This window comes from Mesorhizobium sp. B2-3-11 (genome assembly GCF_006442215.1).
Classification (GTDB): Bacteria; Pseudomonadota; Alphaproteobacteria; order Rhizobiales; family Rhizobiaceae; genus Mesorhizobium; species Mesorhizobium salmacidum.
Genome location: NZ_VFVS01000005.1, coordinates 50,535 through 67,406 on the forward strand (window position 1 = coordinate 50,535; position 16,872 = coordinate 67,406).

14 protein-coding genes and 2 pseudogenes are annotated in these 16,872 nt (G+C 64.2%); 8 read left to right on the plus strand and 8 right to left on the minus strand.

Going from position 1 to position 16,872, the window contains the following annotated elements; translation table 11 throughout:
• Positions 1 to 2: 2 nt before the first annotated feature.
• Positions 3 to 587: a UbiX family flavin prenyltransferase gene (locus FJ960_RS09130; RefSeq protein ID WP_140713339.1), complete on the plus strand. Its 585-nt coding sequence runs from the start codon at positions 3 to 5 to the stop codon at positions 585 to 587.
• A 460-nt stretch (positions 588 to 1,047) separates the two neighbouring features.
• Here the strand turns inward: FJ960_RS09130 and FJ960_RS09135 are convergent, their stop codons facing one another.
• Complete coding sequence (locus FJ960_RS09135) at positions 1,048 to 1,485, minus strand: Lrp/AsnC family transcriptional regulator (protein ID WP_140713341.1); 438 nt, start codon at positions 1,483 to 1,485, stop codon at positions 1,048 to 1,050.
• 152 nt (positions 1,486 to 1,637) lie between these two features.
• Here FJ960_RS09135 and FJ960_RS09140 point away from each other — a divergent pair, with 152 nt between their 5' ends.
• From FJ960_RS09140 to FJ960_RS09165, 6 genes are all read left to right on the plus strand, one after another.
• Positions 1,638 to 4,691, plus strand: a complete 3,054-nt coding sequence (locus FJ960_RS09140) for an aminotransferase class III-fold pyridoxal phosphate-dependent enzyme (RefSeq protein WP_140713343.1) — start codon at positions 1,638 to 1,640, stop codon at positions 4,689 to 4,691.
• A 120-nt stretch (positions 4,692 to 4,811) separates the two neighbouring features.
• A complete protein-coding gene (locus tag FJ960_RS09145; protein ID WP_140713345.1) occupies positions 4,812 to 5,888 on the plus strand; it encodes a LacI family DNA-binding transcriptional regulator in 1,077 nt (358 codons plus the stop codon).
• A 17-nt stretch (positions 5,889 to 5,905) separates the two neighbouring features.
• Entirely contained in the window at positions 5,906 to 6,652 is a 747-nt protein-coding gene (locus FJ960_RS09150; RefSeq protein ID WP_140713347.1) for a transporter substrate-binding domain-containing protein, read from the plus strand.
• 53 nt (positions 6,653 to 6,705) lie between these two features.
• Entirely contained in the window at positions 6,706 to 8,355 is a 1,650-nt protein-coding gene (locus FJ960_RS09155) for an amino acid ABC transporter permease (protein WP_140713348.1), read from the plus strand.
• Positions 8,336 to 9,751, plus strand: a complete 1,416-nt coding sequence (locus FJ960_RS09160) for a GH1 family beta-glucosidase (protein WP_140713350.1) — start codon at positions 8,336 to 8,338, stop codon at positions 9,749 to 9,751. Before FJ960_RS09155 ends, FJ960_RS09160 begins: the two co-directional genes overlap by 20 nt.
• Positions 9,741 to 10,439 carry an SDR family oxidoreductase gene (locus FJ960_RS09165; RefSeq protein ID WP_246672671.1) on the plus strand — a complete coding sequence of 233 codons (699 nt, stop codon included), beginning with the start codon at positions 9,741 to 9,743 and terminating at the stop codon, positions 10,437 to 10,439. The genes FJ960_RS09160 and FJ960_RS09165 overlap by 11 nt, the downstream gene beginning before the upstream one ends.
• 196 nt (positions 10,440 to 10,635) lie before the next feature.
• Here the strand turns inward: FJ960_RS09165 and FJ960_RS29780 are convergent, their stop codons facing one another.
• The 7 genes and pseudogenes from FJ960_RS29780 to FJ960_RS09185 all read right to left on the minus strand — a co-directional run bounded on the left by FJ960_RS29780 (position 10,636) and on the right by FJ960_RS09185 (position 14,545).
• Positions 10,636 to 11,370, minus strand: coding sequence for an amidohydrolase family protein (locus FJ960_RS29780; RefSeq protein ID WP_246672673.1), 735 nt, complete (start codon positions 11,368 to 11,370; stop codon positions 10,636 to 10,638).
• 39 nt (positions 11,371 to 11,409) lie between these two features.
• On the minus strand, positions 11,410 to 11,829 hold the full coding sequence (locus FJ960_RS29785; RefSeq protein WP_246672675.1) for a hypothetical protein: 420 nt from the start codon (positions 11,827 to 11,829) through the stop codon (positions 11,410 to 11,412).
• A 133-nt stretch (positions 11,830 to 11,962) separates the two neighbouring features.
• Positions 11,963 to 12,274: an amidohydrolase family protein gene (locus FJ960_RS30140; RefSeq protein WP_281406146.1), complete on the minus strand. Its 312-nt coding sequence runs from the start codon at positions 12,272 to 12,274 to the stop codon at positions 11,963 to 11,965.
• Between the two features lies 1 nt (position 12,275).
• Positions 12,276 to 12,554, minus strand: a pseudogene (locus FJ960_RS30145) (amidohydrolase family protein); the annotation flags it as partial.
• Between the two features lie 287 nt (positions 12,555 to 12,841).
• Positions 12,842 to 12,949, minus strand: a pseudogene (locus tag FJ960_RS29795) (2-hydroxyhepta-2,4-diene-1,7-dioate isomerase); the annotation flags it as partial.
• An 18-nt stretch (positions 12,950 to 12,967) separates the two neighbouring features.
• Entirely contained in the window at positions 12,968 to 13,720 is a 753-nt protein-coding gene (locus tag FJ960_RS09180) for an SDR family oxidoreductase (RefSeq protein WP_140713353.1), read from the minus strand.
• A gap of 21 nt (positions 13,721 to 13,741) precedes the next feature.
• Positions 13,742 to 14,545 carry an IclR family transcriptional regulator gene (locus FJ960_RS09185; protein ID WP_181174191.1) on the minus strand — a complete coding sequence of 268 codons (804 nt, stop codon included), beginning with the start codon at positions 14,543 to 14,545 and terminating at the stop codon, positions 13,742 to 13,744.
• Between the two features lie 163 nt (positions 14,546 to 14,708).
• Between FJ960_RS09185 and FJ960_RS09190 the strand changes: the two genes are divergently transcribed.
• Positions 14,709 to 16,856: an aldose epimerase family protein gene (locus FJ960_RS09190; RefSeq protein ID WP_140713357.1), complete on the plus strand. Its 2,148-nt coding sequence runs from the start codon at positions 14,709 to 14,711 to the stop codon at positions 16,854 to 16,856.
• Positions 16,857 to 16,872 lie beyond the last annotated feature (16 nt).

Sequence of the window (16,872 nt, forward strand, 5' to 3'; positions counted from 1 at the left end):
CGATGACGGATCGCCCAAGACGCATAATCGTCGGCATTTCGGGCGCTTCCGGCGTGGTCTACGGAAAACGCCTGCTCGAAGTGCTCCGCGACCTGCAGATCGAGACGCACCTGATCGTGTCGCGGGCCGCCTGTATCACGCTCGCGAGCGAAGCGGAGTTTACCAAGCAGGACCTTGAGGCGCTGGCGACGGTCACGCATTCCAACAAGGATATCGGCGCCGTCTGCTCGTCGGGTTCCTACAAGACGCTCGGCATGATCGTCGCTCCTTGCTCGGTGAAGACGCTTGCCGAGATCGCGACGGGAACGACGGACAATCTTCTATCCCGTGCCGCCGACGTCGTCTTGAAGGAGCGTCGCCGGCTTGTGCTGATGCTGCGCGAGACACCGCTTCATCTCGGACATATCCGCAACATGGCGCAGGTGACGGAGATGGGCGGCATCATCTACCCGCCGGTTCCGGCCTTCTATGCCAGGCCGCAGAGCCTCGACGACATGGTCAGCCATACGGTCGGCCGTGTCCTCGATCTCTTTGACATAGACGCTGGCATGGTACGGCGATGGGAGGGAATTGGGGCGGTGGAGTAGGATGGCCTTGCGCATTGCTTCGGCGTCGCCGGCCAGAGGATTTTCGACACGATGAGTGCCAACGGGTCGAGGGCTCTGACCTGATGAATGCATAGGAAAACATTTGCAGCGTCATGTTTTCTGACGATCTCACGTAATACGCCCACGTCGAAGGCTCTGTGTTCCCAAAATGCGATGCCTCCTCGATATCGGCGTTAGACCGGCGGCGCGACGACACTCCGGATACCCGCGCCGCCGGTCGGTTCGGCGCAGCGTTCGGGCCGGCAAGGGTACGGCGCCAGAAGGTCAAAGCCCAATTGGATGCCAAGGACAACCGAGCATAGGCCACGCCGAACCGACCTCGCCAGTCAGATCAGCGAGTCCGATCATTGAGCCGCCTGCGGTCGTTGGGGTCTTGCGCAAAGAACTGCCATGATGACGGGCAATATAGGAAACCGAGGAGTATAATCTGAGCGCCCACTCATTGCTCCCTGTCGATATCCCGGCGCAGCACAATCAGCGTCGTCAGGTCCTGCACCGCCGGGCCGCCGGCGATATTGTCGCGCAGATTGTTCAGCCGGTCGATCGACGGCACCTCGACCTCGACGACGAGGTCGAGCTGGCCGCTGATCGAGGAGACGCGTCGGACCTCGGCGTAACCGGCGAGCTTGTCGAGAATGCTCATCGATGGCGTGCGTGCCAGCGTCACCAGCAGGAAGGCCCGGATAACATCCCGGTCCATCTGGCCAATATCGGCCCGGTAGCCGCGGATCACGCCAGTACGCTCCAGTTGGGCCACCCGCTCGCTGGCGGCGCTGCGCGAAAGGCCGACCCGGGCGGCCAGCGCCTTCAGCGGAATCCGCGCCTCCTTCGACAGGATGGCGAGGATCTCCTGGTCTTTTACATCCGGCTGCTTCACCGCGGGCTCCATGGCACGCCGACAATATGCCGGCCGATCACGTCAGACTGCCGGCCAGGCCGGCGCTTCGCCGGGTGTCTGATTTGCACGCTCATGCAAAACTATCCACCGATTTTCTCGACCAGCCCATTTTCCGACAACCGGCGGACCCGATGACCGATCTTCACCACCCCGCACCCGCTTTCCCGCTCGGCCAGGCCGCCCTTCTGGCCAGGGAGCATTTCGGCCTGGAAGGCGAGTTCAGCCTACTGGACAGCGAGCGCGACCAGAATTTCAGGCTGGCTTCGGGCGCTGGTACCTGGACCTTCAAGATCATCAACGCCAGCGAACCTGACCTGGAAAGCGCTTTCCAGGTCGCTTTGCTCGACCATCTGGCGGCTGTCGCGCCGGAGCTTTCGCTGCCGCGCCTGCGCAAGACAGCATCGGGCACGGCGCTGGCGACGGTCCTCGCGGCTTCGGGCGACCGTCATTCGCTGCGCATGGTGTCGTGGCTTCCGGGCCGGCCCCTTGCCGAAAGCAAGCGCACGCCCGCGGTGCTCAATTCGCTCGGCCAGATGCTGGGCCGCATGGATCGTGCCTTGCAGGGCTTCATACACCCGGGCGCGCTGCGCCAACTGGACTGGGACATCCGTCGCGCCGGGGAGGCCCGCGCGCGCTCCGCCCATGTCGCCGATGCCGGCGACCGGGCCTTGATCGAGCGTTTCCTCGACCGCTTCGACGCCGAGGTAGCGCCCCGGCTGTCGACGCTGCGGGCCCAGGTGATCCACAACGACGCCAATGACTGGAACGTCCTCGTCGACCCGGACCACCCCGGCAACGTTGCCGGCATGATCGATTTCGGCGACGCCCTGCACACGGTGCTAATCGCCGAAGTGGCGGTGGCCTGCGCCTATGCGATTCTCGATCAGGAGGATCCGATCGGCGCTGCGGCCGAACTGACCGCCGGCTTCCACGCCCGCTATCCGGTGCGCGAGGAAGAGCTCGACCTTTTGTTCGACCTCATCATGGCGCGGTTGGTCATCAGCGTGACGCTTTCGGCGGCGCGCCGCAGCCGCGTCGGCGACAACCCATATCTGGCGATCAGCGAGGCGCCGGCCTGGCGCATGCTGCGCCGCCTCGATGCGATGAACCCGCGCTTTGCCACGGCGGTCCTGCGCCATGCCTGCGGTTTTGATGCGGTGGCCGGCGCAACCGACATCGCGGCCTGGATCGATGGCAATGCCAAAAGCATGGCGCCGATCGTGCAACCGCACCCCGCCACGCTGGCCAAGGCGCTGGTGCCCTATGGCGATGCCGCAAATCCGATGACTGTGGCCTCGGCCGCCGCCGACCCCGAGAAAGCGTCCGCCTGGTGGGACGCCCATGCGGGCAAAACCGGCGTCGCGCTCGGCATCGGGCCATGGGGCGAGGCGCGCACCGTCTACTCCGGCGACATGTTCAAGTCGCGCTTCATCGACGGCGGACGACGTGACCGCCATCTCGGCCTCGACCTTTTCATGCCGGCGGGCACCAAGGTCCATTCGCCGCTCGCCGCGACGGTCCGGAGCGTCGAGGTCGAGGAGGAACCGCTCGGCTATGGCGGCCTCGTGGCGTTGCTGCACGAGCCCGAGGACTGCCCGCCCTTCGTTACGCTTTGGGGGCATCTTGCCCACGAGGTCGTCGCGCGGCTGAAGCCCGGCCAGAAGCTTGCCGCCGGCGCGCTTGTCGGCGCAATGGGTAGGCATGCGGAAAACGGCGGCTGGGCGCCGCATCTGCATCTGCAGATTTCGGCCGATATTAGCCTTTCGGCACGCGCGATACTGGGTGTCGGCGAGGCGGGCTACCTGGACGTCTGGCGCGAACTGTTCCCCGACGCGGCGGCGCTGGCCGGCATTCCGCCAGAGATTTTCACGCAGTCCGGCCGCAGCCCGGCCGAGATCGTCGCTGCCCGCAAAGCGACGATGCTGCCCAACCTGTCGATCTCCTATTCGGAGCCGATCAAGTTCGTTCGTGGCGACGGCGTCTGGCTGATCGATGATCGCGGCCGCGCCTATCTCGACTGCTTCAACAATGTCTGCCATCTCGGCCACGCGCATCCGCATGTCGTGGAGGCCATCGCCCGGCAGGCCGCCAAGCTCAACACCAACACACGCTACCTGCACGACAACATCGTGGCCTATGCCGAGCGCTTGACGGCGACGCTGCCGCCGGAACTCTGCGTCGCCTCCTTCGCCTGCTCGGGCAGCGAGGCCAACAGCCTGATGCTGCGCATGGCGCGCACCCACACCGGTCGCGAGGAAGCCATCGTGCTCGACTGGGCCTATCACGGCACGACCCAGGAACTGATCGACCTCAGCCCCTACAAATACAAGCGCAAGGGCGGCAAGGGGCGCAAGCCGCACGTCTTCGAGGCGGTCATCCCCGACAGCTATCGCGCGCCCGCGGATTGGCCGGTCGAGGAGCATGCGAGGCGCTTCGCCGCAAGCGTTGCCGAACAGATCGACGCCATGCGCCGAGGGGGCCGCGCCCCGGCACTGTTCATGGCCGAGTCGATCCCCAGCGTCGCCGGACAGGTGTTCCTGCCGGAAGGCTACCTCGGCGAGGTCTATGCCATGGTGCGCGAGGCCGGCGGCCTGTGCGTGGCCGACGAGGTGCAGGTGGGCTTCGGCCGCGTCGGCAGCCACTGGTGGGCGTTCGAGACACAAGGGGTCGTGCCCGATATCGTCACGATGGGCAAGCCGATCGGCAACGCCCATCCTATGGCGGCGCTGATGACGACACGCGAGGTCGCGGCCTCGTTCAACAATGGCATGGAGTATTTCAACACGTTCGGCGGCAATCCGGTGTCCTGTGCCGCGGGGCTGGCGGTGCTCGACGTGATCGAGCAGGGCGACCTTCGTCGCAATGCGTTCGAAATCGGCAACTATCTGATCCAGCGTTTCCGCGACATGCAGGCACGCCACGAGGCGATCGGCGACGTGCGCGGCATGGGGCTGTTCCTCGGCATCGAGCTGGTCGCCGACCGCCGCACCAAGGAACCGGCAACCGCATTGGCCAAAAAGATTTGCGACGGCGCCCGGGCGCGCGGTGTGCTGATGGGCACGGAAGGGCCGTTCGACAATGTGCTCAAGATGCGCCCGCCGATGATCTTCACGCGGAACAACGCCGACCATCTTCTGTCGGTCCTGGAGGACACCTTCGAAGCCGTGCTGTCCGGCGCGCAGTAGCGAGTAGCGCAGGCCGCACGGCTTCCAAGGCTGCCTTTTTTCGTAATAAAAACGTTTTTATTTTTCTTGAAATCGTTTTTATTTGCCGGTAATGCCTTCGTAAGGAGAGAGGAAAGGCGAGTGACAGAGGGCAGGAAGCATGCAAGCCAGCTTTCGCCGACCATCAAGACGCTGGCGGCGCATACCGGCTATTCCATCGGCACGATCTCGAAGGCGCTGCGCGGCTCGCCCGTGGTCACCGAGCAGACCCGCGAGGCCATTCTCGCCGCGGCGAAGGAACTCGGCTATCAGGCCAATGCGCGCGGCATGGCGCTGCGCACCGGCAAGACCTGCCAGGCGGCGGTGCTGATGCCGCTCACCTCGGCATCCGGCTACGAATGGGATGGCGTCGAATACACCCAGATCCTGAGCGGCATCAGTCAGGCGCTTGACGGCAGTGACTACCAGCTCTCGGTTTACGGTTATCGCTCCTTCGACGACGCTTGCGCGATTGCCCGCCGCGTCGCCGATCAGAAGCTAGCTGACGGGCTGATCTTCTCCGGCGTCCTGGCAGATGACGCACGCATTGCCATGCTGACGGGCGCGGACTTCCCCTTTGTCTCGCTCGGTCGCTGCCGCAAGCCGCTCGTCTACGCCCATGTCGACGTCGACAACGAATGGGCTTCCCACGCCGCCACTGCCCGACTGATCGCCGGCGGCCACCGCCGCATCGCCCTGATCAACGCCGACCGACGCTTTTCCTACGCGCTCGACAGGATCGACGGCTTTGTTGGGGCCTTTCGCGAGGCAGGGCTCGAACCGTCGCTCGATCTGGTTGCCGACGGCGACCTTTCCACCCGCTTCGGGTGCGAAAGCACCCTTGCATTGCGCGCCCTGCCGCAGCCGCCGACGGCGTTGGTCTGTGTCAACGAATCCACCACGCTCGGCGCCCTGTCGGCGCTTGACGCGCTTGGCCTGCGGGTCGGCGAGGACGTCGACGTCATCGCCTATGACGACATCAATGTCAGCGCCTATTTCAGCCCACCCGTCACGACGCTCTATCAGCCCATCGAAGTGCTCGGCCGCCGGCTGGGCGAGTTCTTGCTGCGGCTAATGGCCGGCGAGAATGCCACGCAACTTACCCAGGTCTTCCGCCCGCAATTGATCGCGCGGCAGGCCGACAATCTCGGCGGCCGCCTCGGTTGCCCCAATCCTTGAAAAATGGAGGAAGCAGAATGAAGAAAATCCTTTTTGGCGTGGCGCTGGCTTTGCTGGCGTCCGGCACCGCGCATGCGGCCGATCTTGGCGGCAAGCTGCTGAAGGTGGGTTCCGATACCACCTCGCCGCCGATGGAAAGCGTCGACACCGCGACCGGGCAGATCGTCGGCTTCGACGTCGATGTCGTCAACGCGGTCTGCGCGAAGATCAACTGCAAGGCCGAATTCGTCACCACCGGCTGGGACGGCATCTTCGCGGCGCTCGACCAAGGCAATTTCGACTTCGTCGCCTCCGGCGTCTCAATCACCGACGAGCGCAAGAAGGCCATGGATTTCTCCGAGCCCTACATCGTCAACAGCCAAGCCGTGCTGATGCGCGTCGCGGATGAAGGCTTGAACGTCGACGACTTCAAGTCGAAGGGCAAGAAGCTCTCGGCCCAAGCCAACACCACCGACGCCCAAGTCGCCGAAGGCATAGTCGGCAAGGACAATGTCGTCGCCTATGATAGCTTCAGCGCCTCCGTCATTGCGCTCAAGAACAAGGATGTCGACGGCGTCGTCATCAACGGTGCCAATGCGGCCGCCTACGAGAAGGAGTTCGCGGGCGAGCTAGTGGTGCCGATCCGCAATCTCCAGTCGGATCCGCTCGGCCTCGTCTTCCGCAAGGGTGACGAAAACGTCGCCGCCTTCAACGAAGGCATCGAGGCCATCAAGAAGGATGGCACGCTGGACGCGCTGATCAGCAAGTACTGGGGCGTGAAGTAATCGTGGTCCAAGGCCCCGCCGCGCCGGGGCCTTTTGTTGGAGGACGGTCACCGATGCAGCTCCTGATGCGCCTTCGGCCAAGCAATCTCATCATTGCAGCCGCGCTGCCGTTCATCGTCTACCTCTTTGCCTCGTCGGCCGACTATCAGCGCTCGCTGCGCGCCATCCTGGGCGTCGAGCACGGTTCCTCCGCGTTCGTGCCCGGTTTCGCCTTGCTGGCCGTCGCCTTCGCCGCCGGCGTAGGCGCTGTGGTCTTCAGCCGTTCCAAGGTGCTGAAACCGCGCCTTGCACTGTTATCTGCGGCGATCGATTTCGTGGCCGCGCTGTCCGCGGCGACGACCGGCCTCGTCCACCCCTATGCGTCGTCGGTCGTTGCCAACGCCGTCGATCCCTTCACCTCCAAGCTGATCGTCCAGGGCATGACGCCTCGCCAGTTGACCGGCGGGGCCGAGGCGATGGTGCACAGCCATGTCTCGACGCTTTTGTGGGTCTACCTCGCCGTGACCATCGTCGCGCTCGCCCTGTTTTTGGCCGGCGGTCGGCAAGACAATGGCGGCGCCAAGCGCCGCGCTGGGCGCCTTATCCTCGGCCTGGTCAACGGCGCCGGGCTGGTCTTCATCCTATTCCTGGCGCCGATGGCCTTCGCGTCCGGCGTCGCCACCACTATCCGCGCCGCGGTCGCGGCCTATATTCTGGCGGCGTTGCTAGGCCTGGTCTGGGTCGGCCTGCTCAAGCTCGATTACAGCAAGCGAGCCGATCTCTCTTTCATCGTCATCACCGCCTTGCTGGCCTGCGCAGCCGCATGGTTCCTGATGCAGCCACGCCAGGCCTATACGCTGGCCGGCACCCTGCAGGGCAAGGTCGCCGTGATATCGGGCACGCCTTCCGGTATGATCGGTGCCGTGCGCTTCGGCCAGTTTCCCTATGGCCCTGAAAACGAGGTCCCGCTGCGCACCTTCAAGGGCGCGGCGGAGGCGCTCGATGCACTCGCCAAGAAGGCAGACGTCAGCGCAGCGCTGCTGCGTTCCGCCTCTGTGCCGGCCGACCTGCCGGTGCTATGGCAAACCAGCACGCTGAGCGACCGCGACAAGGCATCCGGCATCACGTTGGCGGTGCTTGCCATCGTGCTCGGCCTGCTGACTTTCGGCGGCCACATCCATCGCCGGCATCCGCTCTCGATCGGTTCGGAGTTCATCGTCGACACCATTCGCGGCATTCCGATGCTGGTCATCGTGCTCTATGTCGGCCTGCCCCTGGCGGGCGCGCTGAAGGACGCCACGCAGGGCGTCTTCGACCCGCCGAACCTTGCGCGCGGCATCGCCGCCATGGCGCTTGCCTATTCTGCCTATCTGGCCGAGATCTTCCGCTCCGGCATCAATGCTATCCCGCGCGGCCAACTCGAGGCGGCGCGCAGCCTCGGCCTCAACGGCTGGCAGACGGCGCGGCTGGTGATCCTGCCCCAGGCCTTCCGCATCATCATCCCGCCGCTCGGCAACGAGCTGATCGCCATCCTGAAGGACACCTCGCTGCTGTCGATCCTGTCGATCCGCGACATCACCCAACGCATGCGGGAATTCCAGTCGGCAAGCTTCCTGCCGTTCGCTCCTTACAATTCCGCCGCCATCTTCTACATCCTGCTGACGCTGGCGGCGGCCAGCCTGGTCAGCACCGTCGAGAGAAAATATGACATCAAGCATCGATGAAGCGCGCCGAGAACTCGAAGCGCGAGCCGCCTCCCTCATCATGCCGAAAGGCTTTGTCTTCGGCGCGGCTACAGCATCCTATCAGATCGAGGGCGCACCGGCCGCCGATGGCAAGGGCGAGAGCATCTGGGATCGGTTCTGCAAGGTGCCGGGCGTGATCATCGACGGGTCCAGCGGCGACGTCGCCTGTGACAGCTATCAGCGCTGGGGCGACGACATCGCCGTGCTCAAGACGCTGGGGCTCGGAGCCTACCGCTTTTCACTCGCCTGGACCCGGTTTCTTCCTGAGGGACGAGGCGCGCCCAACGCCAAGGGCATCGCCCATTACGACCGGCTGATCGACGGCCTGCTCGAAACCGGCATCGAACCCTATCTCACGCTCTACCATTGGGATCTGCCGCAGGCGCTGCAGGAGCGGGGCGGCTGGTACAGCCGCGACACTTCCGACGCACTGGCCGAATATGCCGCCCTTGCCGCGCGCAACTTCGGCGACCGCGTCAAGAAATGGACGACGCTCAACGAGCCCTGGACCTTCTGCTGGTCGGGCCATGCCTCGGGCGAGGATGCGCCGGGCCTGCGCGACGGCGCGAGAGGCGGCGTCGCCGCAAGCCATCATGCGCTGCTTGGCCACGGCAAGGCGGTGCCGGCCATCCGCGCCGAAGTGCCAGACGCTTCCGTGGGCATCGTCTTCGACCTCAACGTCGCTGAGCCGGCGAGTGACGACCCGCGCGACGTCGCTGCGGCGCAGCGTTTCGACGGCGCGCAGAACCGCTGGTTCCTGGACGCCGTTTTCAAGGGTGCCTACCCACAGGACATGCTCGACCTCTACGGCGACCTGCTGCCGGAGATCCACGCCGACGACAACAGACTGATCGCCGCGCCGGTGGACTATGTCGGGGTCAACATCTACCGCCGTTCGGTGATCGCGGCAGGCACGGAACTGGCGCCGCTCAACTATCGCCGCGTGCAGCCGGAAGGGCTCTATTCTGCGGTGGGCTACGAAATCTGGCCGCGCTCGATGTACGACATTCTGCGCTACGTGAACGACCGTTACGCCCCGAAGGGGATCTACATTTCCGAGAACGGCGTCGCCACGCGCCCCGAACGGGTTGGCGCCGACGGCCGTGTCTGGGACGATCTGCGCGCCGCCTACTATGTCGACCATCTTGAGCAGGTGGCAAAGGCCGCGGCCGAGGGCGTGCCGGTCAAGGGTTATTTCGCCTGGACGCTGATGGACAATTTCGAATGGGCTTATGGCTACACCACGCCCTTCGGCATCACCCATGTCGATTACGAAACGCAGGCACGGCGCGTGAAATATTCCGGCGAGATCTATGCCGCGATCGCCAGGCAGGAACGCCTTGCGCCGGCGCGGAGAGCTGGACTTGGCCGCTGAGCGTGGGCAGCCAGGTACGGTCCTGATCACCGGCGCCGGACGGGGACTAGGCCGCGAGCTCGCCCGCCAATATGCTCGGACCGGCTGGCACGTCATCGCCTGCGGCCGCGCCTTGCCGGCGGACGGTTTCGAGACCGGCGTGGAATTCCAGCCGCTGGACGTGGCCGATCCGGCGTCGATCCATGTCCTTGCCGAGCGGCTGGCCGGCCGCCCCATCAGCGTGCTTGTCAACAACGCCGCCGTCCGCAGTCCAGCGCCCGGACTGGATGCCCTGGAAGCGAAGGCATTTCTCGACGTCATTGGCGCCAACACGCTGGCGCCTATCCTCATGGCCAAGGCCCTGCTTCCGAACCTTCGGCTGGCGGCCAGGCCCGTTGTCGCCAATATCAGCAGCCGGGCCGGATCGATGACCGAGGGGCTGCTCGACGATGACGATGACGATTATGCCTATCGCTGCTCGAAGGCAGCGCTCAACATGGCAACCGTGCAGCTTACGCGCGACCTGCAGGTGGACGAAATAGTGGTGCTGGCCCTTCATCCGGGCTGGGTGAAAACCGACATGGGCGGCCCTAAAGCCGTCTTGCCAGCGGCGAAAAGCGCCCAGGGGCTTCGCCATGTAATCGACCGCGCATCCATCGTTGAAAGCGGTTCGTTCCTTACTTTCGACGGAAAGCGGGTCGGCTGGTAGATCTACAGCCTGTTACGAGCTTAGGGTGGAATCCTGCGCCAAACGGATTGTCGATCCGGCGATCAAGCCTCTAATATTGGTCAATCGCCGCCGAAAGCAATGGGACGGCATCACCGGGGGGCGCCGCTTTCTGTGTGCGGTCTTCAGCCAGCTAGAACAGAGTGAGTCGGATGTCGGTCAGGCGATCCATTGATCGTCACCGCCCAATTGGCGAGGCCAGGATACCTTCGCTCGCCACCACACGACCGCGACAGATGAACGTGCGGTTTTGGGGGGTAATGGCAACCGCTTCTGCCAAGGTTCGTGTATCGATCAGCACTAGGTCACCCTGGCAACCGGGTGTGAGTTCATCGTGCGTCAGGCCGAGCCCCTTGGCGCCGACGAAGGTGCAGATGTGCGCGGTCTCTTCAAGATCGGCATCGTTGGTCATGCCGTTGCGCTGCGCCAGGTATTTGGCTCGTTCCAGCATGTCGCCGCTGCCCCAGGGCTCCCAGGTGCCTTGGATGCCATCGGCCCCGGACACCACGACCAGGCCCGATTGGCGCATCAAACGAAGCGGAACCGCCGGTGCGGAAGGGCCGCCGACGGTCATGACCGCGATGCCCGCAGCAGCCAGAGCATCGATCAATGAGCGCTGCCGTTGCGCTTCCAGCATGCCAAGGCAATAGGCATGGCTCACCATAACGCGGCCTTGCAGGGAGAGCGCACGGGTCCGCTCCAGAATGAGTTCCACGCAAAACGCGCCCAACTCGCCAGGCTCGTGCAGATGAATATCGACCGGCTTAGCGTATTTGTTCGCGAGCGCGAAGATCGCGTCCAGATGGCGCGCAGGATCCCGCTCGATCGTTGCAGGATCGATACCGCCCACGATATCGGCTCCCGCTTTTGTCGCGTCTTCCATCCGCGCCAGCGTGCCTTCGCGCCCCAGCATCCCACTTTGCGGGAAGGCGACGATCTGGATATCGACCAGTTAGCGGAACGCTTCCCGCGTTCCGATCACGCCTTCGACGTTGGCGATGCCGATTTCGGTATCCGCATCAACATGGCTGCGAATATGCGTGACGCCGAACGCCAGCGTTTGCAGGACCTGTCTGGCTGACTGCCTTAGCGCGTCGATGCCCAGTTCCCGCTTGGCCTTCCGATCGGCCAGGATCCTGTCGTTGCGCGTGGGGCCGACGCGGTTTTCAAACCAGTCCATGCCAACGAGCGTCTTGTCGAGATGCGTGTGCGCTTCGACCAGCCCCGGGGAGGGCGATCTGTCCACGACCGTCGATCTCGCGAACGGTGGTGTCGGGGTTGCCTGGTTCCGCGAAGCGGCAGTCGCGGATGTAGAGATCCGTCGCAGCGCCGCCCATCGGCCGGACTTGCGGATGAGGAGGTCTTCGCTCATTGTGCAGCCTTTCATCTTTGTCTCACGATGCGCGTCTATGCCAGGCCGGCGCGCTCCATCATCAGGCCGAACGCCCTTCCGGCGCGATCCAGGATTGCACCTTCGTCATGGTCGACGAGCTTTCGTCCGCGCATCAGGATGCACCCGTCGACGATCGTCGTATCGACGTCCGCGCCGTTCGCGAAGCGCGCCTCTGCGACGGCTGCACAGGTGGCCAGAGGTGCGGTTGGCGCATGTTGACCAGAATGATGTCGGCACGCTTGCCCGGCTCCAGCGATCCGATCTCGCTTTCCATCGACAGCGCTCGTGCGCCACCCATGGTCGCCATCTCGAGCAACTTTGCCGGAGGAAGGACACTGTCGTCCCTGAAACGCCGGGGCGTGATAGCGGTGCGCCTGGAACATGTTGCGGAACATGTCGAACGAGCGGTCCGGCGCGGCTGCATCGGTGCCAAGCGACACGACAATGCCGCTTTCCATCAGCTCGGTTGCGGGGCAACGACCGTACACCGACATCAATGCGCTCGGGTTGTGCGCGACCTTCGCGCCGGTGCGTTTCAGCGCCGCAATGTCTCCATCCGTCAATTCGATGCAGTGAGCCAACAGGGAGTGGTCGTCGAACAGGTCAAGCCTGTCGGCATTGGCGGTGATCGAGCCTTCGCGGTGCCCGTCCTGGACAAGGAGGGCGTTCTTTTCGCGCGCAAGATCCCGCGTTTTGTACGACAAGTTGTATACTGATTAATTGTCCAGTTCGCTTGCCGAAAACACCGGAAGCGAAACAGCGATCCGCTGGCAAGACTATGGTTTCGGCGTGACTGCTTCGTGTGTAGGTCCGGTACGCATGGGCCGATGTCGGCCGGTTCGGGCCAACCGCGAGTATTTCGCGCACGCCCATGTCGGCAATAGCAGTGAGATGCGCCAGCGCGGGCTCTGGTGCCCCGGTGTGCATGATGTCGGGGCCGCCACCGAACAGTAGGGCGGCCGTCGTCGTGCCGCATTTGATGCGCTCCAGTGAGGGTTCGCCCGGCGATATCGCCGACATGGCCGGAAAGGTCGCGGATCTTTCCGGATCGATCGACAAGCCCCCGACACTCGGCGCCCGCCGTGCCGAATCTCAACAGTTTCGTGGTGGATTTCCTTCAGAGCGAGAAGCCGCCGTCGATAACCATCGCGTGTCCGGTTACGAATGCGCTCTCCGGGGAGGCGAGATAGAGGGCGGCGGCTGCGATTTCCTCGGCGCTGCCAAGCCGGCCCATGGGCTGGCGGGCAACGAAGGCACACCTCGCCGCCTCCGCCTCGCCGGTCGCCGCGATGCGCGCTTCCAGCGAAGGCGTATCGACCGTGCCCGGGCAGATCGCATTGCAGCGTATGCCCTTGCCGACATAGTCGAGCGCGACCGATTTCGTCAGCGCGACGACGGCTGCCTTGGTGGCGGCGTAGGCGGCGCGGTTAGGCGCCGTCTTGATCGTCGAAACCACCGAGGCGACATTGATGATGTTGCCGCCGCCACGCTCGATCATTCCAGGTAGGACGGCGCGCGACATGTCGAAAATGGACGTGACGTTGATGTCGAAGGCGCGCTGCCATTCCTGGCGCGTCGTGTCGAGGACGGCCCCTGACGGCACGATGCCCGCGCAGTTGAAGAGGATATCGATCGGGCCCGCCTGCGCCACGACCCCGGCGATCGCGTCCGGATCGGTCACATCCAGCACCGCCGTCCGCAAGCCGTCCGATCCGGCGGGCAGTCTTTCAAGGCCGGACGGATCGCGATCGGTCGCGATCACCTTCGCCCCCGCCTTCGAAAAGGCGGCCACAGTGGCCCGGCCGATGCCGGCCGCGGCCCCGGTTATCAACGCGATCTTTCCGTGCAGCGAAAAAGGGGGCTGGGCCATGCGAATCTTGGTTTCCTTGTGTCAGACTCCGCCCGGGGGCGACCCGGGGCGAAGCGATTGCGAAATGGCGTTGGTGTGCTGCTGAAGCAGCGCCACGACCTCGTCGATGAGTTGCGGCGTCATGCGCTGGATGACCCCGCTCACGCTGATCGAGCCGGCGATCTCATGGAAGGGCCCGAAGATCGGCATGGCGAGGCAGTAGGCGCCGATCTCGTTTTCCTGGTTGTCGACCGCGAAGCGCTTCTCGCGCACCGTTGCGAGTTCCGCCTCGAGCGTGTCGATGTCGCAGATCGTATGCTCGGTCATCCGGCTCAAGCCGGCTGTCGCGTAGAGCCATTGCCGCTGTTCCGCCGGCAGATAGGCCAGGATTGCCTTGCCGCAGGCGCTGGAATGATAGTTGGAACGTGAGCCGGCATAGGCCGTGGCCCGCACCGCATGGTGGCTCTGCAACGCCTCGATGATGATCGCCTCGTGCAGATAAGGGACCGCGAGGTTCACGGTCTCGCCCGTCTTCTGGCACAGTTCCCTGATCGAGGGGCGGCTGACCTCCAGGAGCGGCAGCGTCTTGGCGACATGGCGCCCGAGCTCGAGACAGCGAAGTCCTAGCCGATAACCCTTCGGCTGCGTGGTCCGTTCGAGGAAGCCGAGGACGACGAGGCTTTCGGCCAGGTTGAAGATCGTGGTCTTGTTGAGGCCGACGGAATCGCTGAGCGCGCCGAGGCTGATCGGTTCCGCGCGCGCCATGACAGCGGACAGGATGGCATCCGCCCGGGCAAGCGACTGTATGCGCGGTTCCGGCGATTCCGGTCTTGAAAAATCGGCCATCGAAAGTTCCTCGGAAAATGAAGGGGGTCGTTCAACATTGTAGAACATATCGCCTCCCTTTCCAAAAAGAAACCGCGTTGCGTTATGGATTGTATAATTGTGTTGCCTAGTCAAGGTACAATGTATAATAACGAAGCCAACAGCGAGAGAGGAGAGCGGCTGCATGGTGGTCGAGAAAAGGCGTTGGGCAAGTTTGGACCGCCAGGAGGTCAGCCTGTTTGAGCTGAGGAATTCCCGCGGCGCGTCGCTGGTCCTGACCGATTTGGGGGCGGCCGCCGTCCAGATGAACATGCCTTCGCCCGCGGGCGAGATCGCCGACGTGATCCTCGGCTTCGACAGCGCGGCGGAGTATCGGGAGACGCTCACCTATTTCGGCGCGACGGTCGGCCGCTTCGGCAATCGCATACGCCATGGCCGCTTCGTGCTCGATGGCATCGGCTACCAGGTGTCGACGAACGAGGGCGCCAATCACCTCCATGGCGGCAGCAGGGGATTCGACAAGCGGGTCTGGAGCGCCGATTTCGACCGGGCCGCAAACAGCGTCTCGTTTGGCCTCGTCTCGCCTGACGGCGACGAGGGCTTTCCCGGCACGCTCAGGCTGATATCGGCCTATACGCTGACCGACGACAATTGCGTGCGCATCGAAATGCGCGCCACGGCCGACCGACCGACGCTCTGCAACGTCGTCCACCACAGCTATCTCAACCTGGCGGGGCAGGGCTCGGGAACGGTGCTCGACCAGGAGCTGCAAATCCTGGCCGATTTCTACACGCCGGTCGATGACGAGCTTGTCATAACGGGGGAAGTGCTCAAGGTTGCCGGCACGCCGTTCGATTTCCGCGAGCCGCGCGCGATCGGCGCCTGCATTGGCAAGATTGCCAATGCAGGCGCCGGCCGCCTGGCGGGCGGCATCGGCGGCTACGATCACAATTGGTGCCTACGCGGGGAGCCGGGGCGCCTGCGGCCGGTGCTGCGGGCGCGGGACGTCGCTTCCGGGCGTGGCTTCGAATTACACACGACCGAGCCGGGCGTGCATTTCTACACCGGCGGCTATTTGAGCGAGGCCGTCGTCGGGAAGGGTGGCCGGGCCTACTGCCAGTTCGCCGGCTTCACGCTCGAAACGCAGAAGTTCCCGGACGCGCCGAACCTCAGCCACGTGCCGCAGGCGAGGCTCGATCCGGGTGACACCGGCGCTGGCACCCTTCGCTTCAGCAACGGCACCCACACGCTCGACGCGGCATCGAGCATCACCGGAAATGCCACCTTCAGCGGCGGCACCACAACGGCTAACGGCACGGTGAGCGCCCAATTCCTGTCGGTCATCTCCGGAAGCGTAACTTTCAATGGCACGGCAACGACTGCCACGTTCAGCCAGACCGGCGGCTTCCTTGACGGCAGCGGTACTTTGACCGCCACCGGCACTTCGTCGTTCTCTGGCGGGACGCAGAGTGGGACAGGCACGACGCTTGCGAATGGCGGTGCGGAGTTCACCGACCTCGGTATTGCATTGGACGGCGGCCGCACGCTGCGGCTCGGCGGCACCAGTACGGCGACGGGAAGCTACGTCCAGCTCGGTCTGAATGGCTACAATCCGCAAACCGGGATAAGCGACACAGGCTCTGGAACTCTGACGGTCGCCGGCGGGGCGACGTTCGACGACCAGACGACCGACAGCGGCCTGTACCTTTACACCAACAACTTCGGCATCGACGACGATGGCAGCACGGCCGCTGTGAACAACCAAGGCACATTCATCAAGAGCGGCTCGGCCGCGACCTCGACGATCACGGCGGCGTTCAACAACAGCGGCACGGTCGACATCGAGAGCGGCACGCTCAGCCTGTCGGGTCCATTCCAGAATACAGGAACACTACGGGCGGACGGTGGCAACATCGTCATCACAGGTGCTGTCAACGACTCTGGTACCGCGACTATCCTGGGTGGGTCGCAGCTCGAATACGGCGCGGCATCGAACGAAGACGTGACGTTCGTCGCCGGCTCCACCGGGACCCTTCGGCTGGATGACTCACAGGATTACACAGGAACGGTCAGCGGTCTTGCTCCAGGAAACTTCCTCGACCTTTCCGACATAACGTTTGGAGACACCACTAGCCTCGGATATGTGGCGAATGCGAACAACACGGGCGGTACCCTTGCCGTCAGCGACGGGAGCCATATCGCCCAGATTGCGCTACTGGGCCAGTATATGGCTGCAAGCTTTACGGAAGCGAGCGATGGGCATGGAGGTACTCTGATCAGCGATCCGACAATCCAAGTCGCCGCATTGCTCACTCAGCCACAGCACGCGTGAATCGGCCTAGCTCGGA

What these genes read in the sequence shown, in the direction of transcription:
- FJ960_RS09130 (WP_140713339.1), top strand. Translation starts at nt 3, where the DNA reads ATGACGGATCGCCCAAGACGCATAATCGTCGGCATTTCGGGCGCTTCC.
- FJ960_RS09140 (WP_140713343.1), top strand. Translation starts at nt 1,638, where the DNA reads ATGACCGATCTTCACCACCCCGCACCCGCTTTCCCGCTCGGCCAGGCC.
- FJ960_RS09150 (WP_140713347.1), top strand. Translation starts at nt 5,906, where the DNA reads ATGAAGAAAATCCTTTTTGGCGTGGCGCTGGCTTTGCTGGCGTCCGGC.
- FJ960_RS09155 (WP_140713348.1), top strand. Translation starts at nt 6,706, where the DNA reads ATGCAGCTCCTGATGCGCCTTCGGCCAAGCAATCTCATCATTGCAGCC.
- FJ960_RS09160 (WP_140713350.1), top strand. Translation starts at nt 8,336, where the DNA reads ATGACATCAAGCATCGATGAAGCGCGCCGAGAACTCGAAGCGCGAGCC.
- FJ960_RS29780 (WP_246672673.1), bottom strand. Translation starts at nt 11,370, where the DNA reads ATGCTGGGGCGCGAAGGCACGCTGGCGCGGATGGAAGACGCGACAAAA.
- FJ960_RS29785 (WP_246672675.1), bottom strand. Translation starts at nt 11,829, where the DNA reads ATGAGCGAAGACCTCCTCATCCGCAAGTCCGGCCGATGGGCGGCGCTG.
- FJ960_RS30140 (WP_281406146.1), bottom strand. Translation starts at nt 12,274, where the DNA reads ATGCAGCCGCGCCGGACCGCTCGTTCGACATGTTCCGCAACATGTTCC.
- FJ960_RS09180 (WP_140713353.1), bottom strand. Translation starts at nt 13,720, where the DNA reads ATGGCCCAGCCCCCTTTTTCGCTGCACGGAAAGATCGCGTTGATAACC.
- FJ960_RS09185 (WP_181174191.1), bottom strand. Translation starts at nt 14,545, where the DNA reads ATGGCCGATTTTTCAAGACCGGAATCGCCGGAACCGCGCATACAGTCG.
- FJ960_RS09190 (WP_140713357.1), top strand. Translation starts at nt 14,709, where the DNA reads ATGGTGGTCGAGAAAAGGCGTTGGGCAAGTTTGGACCGCCAGGAGGTC.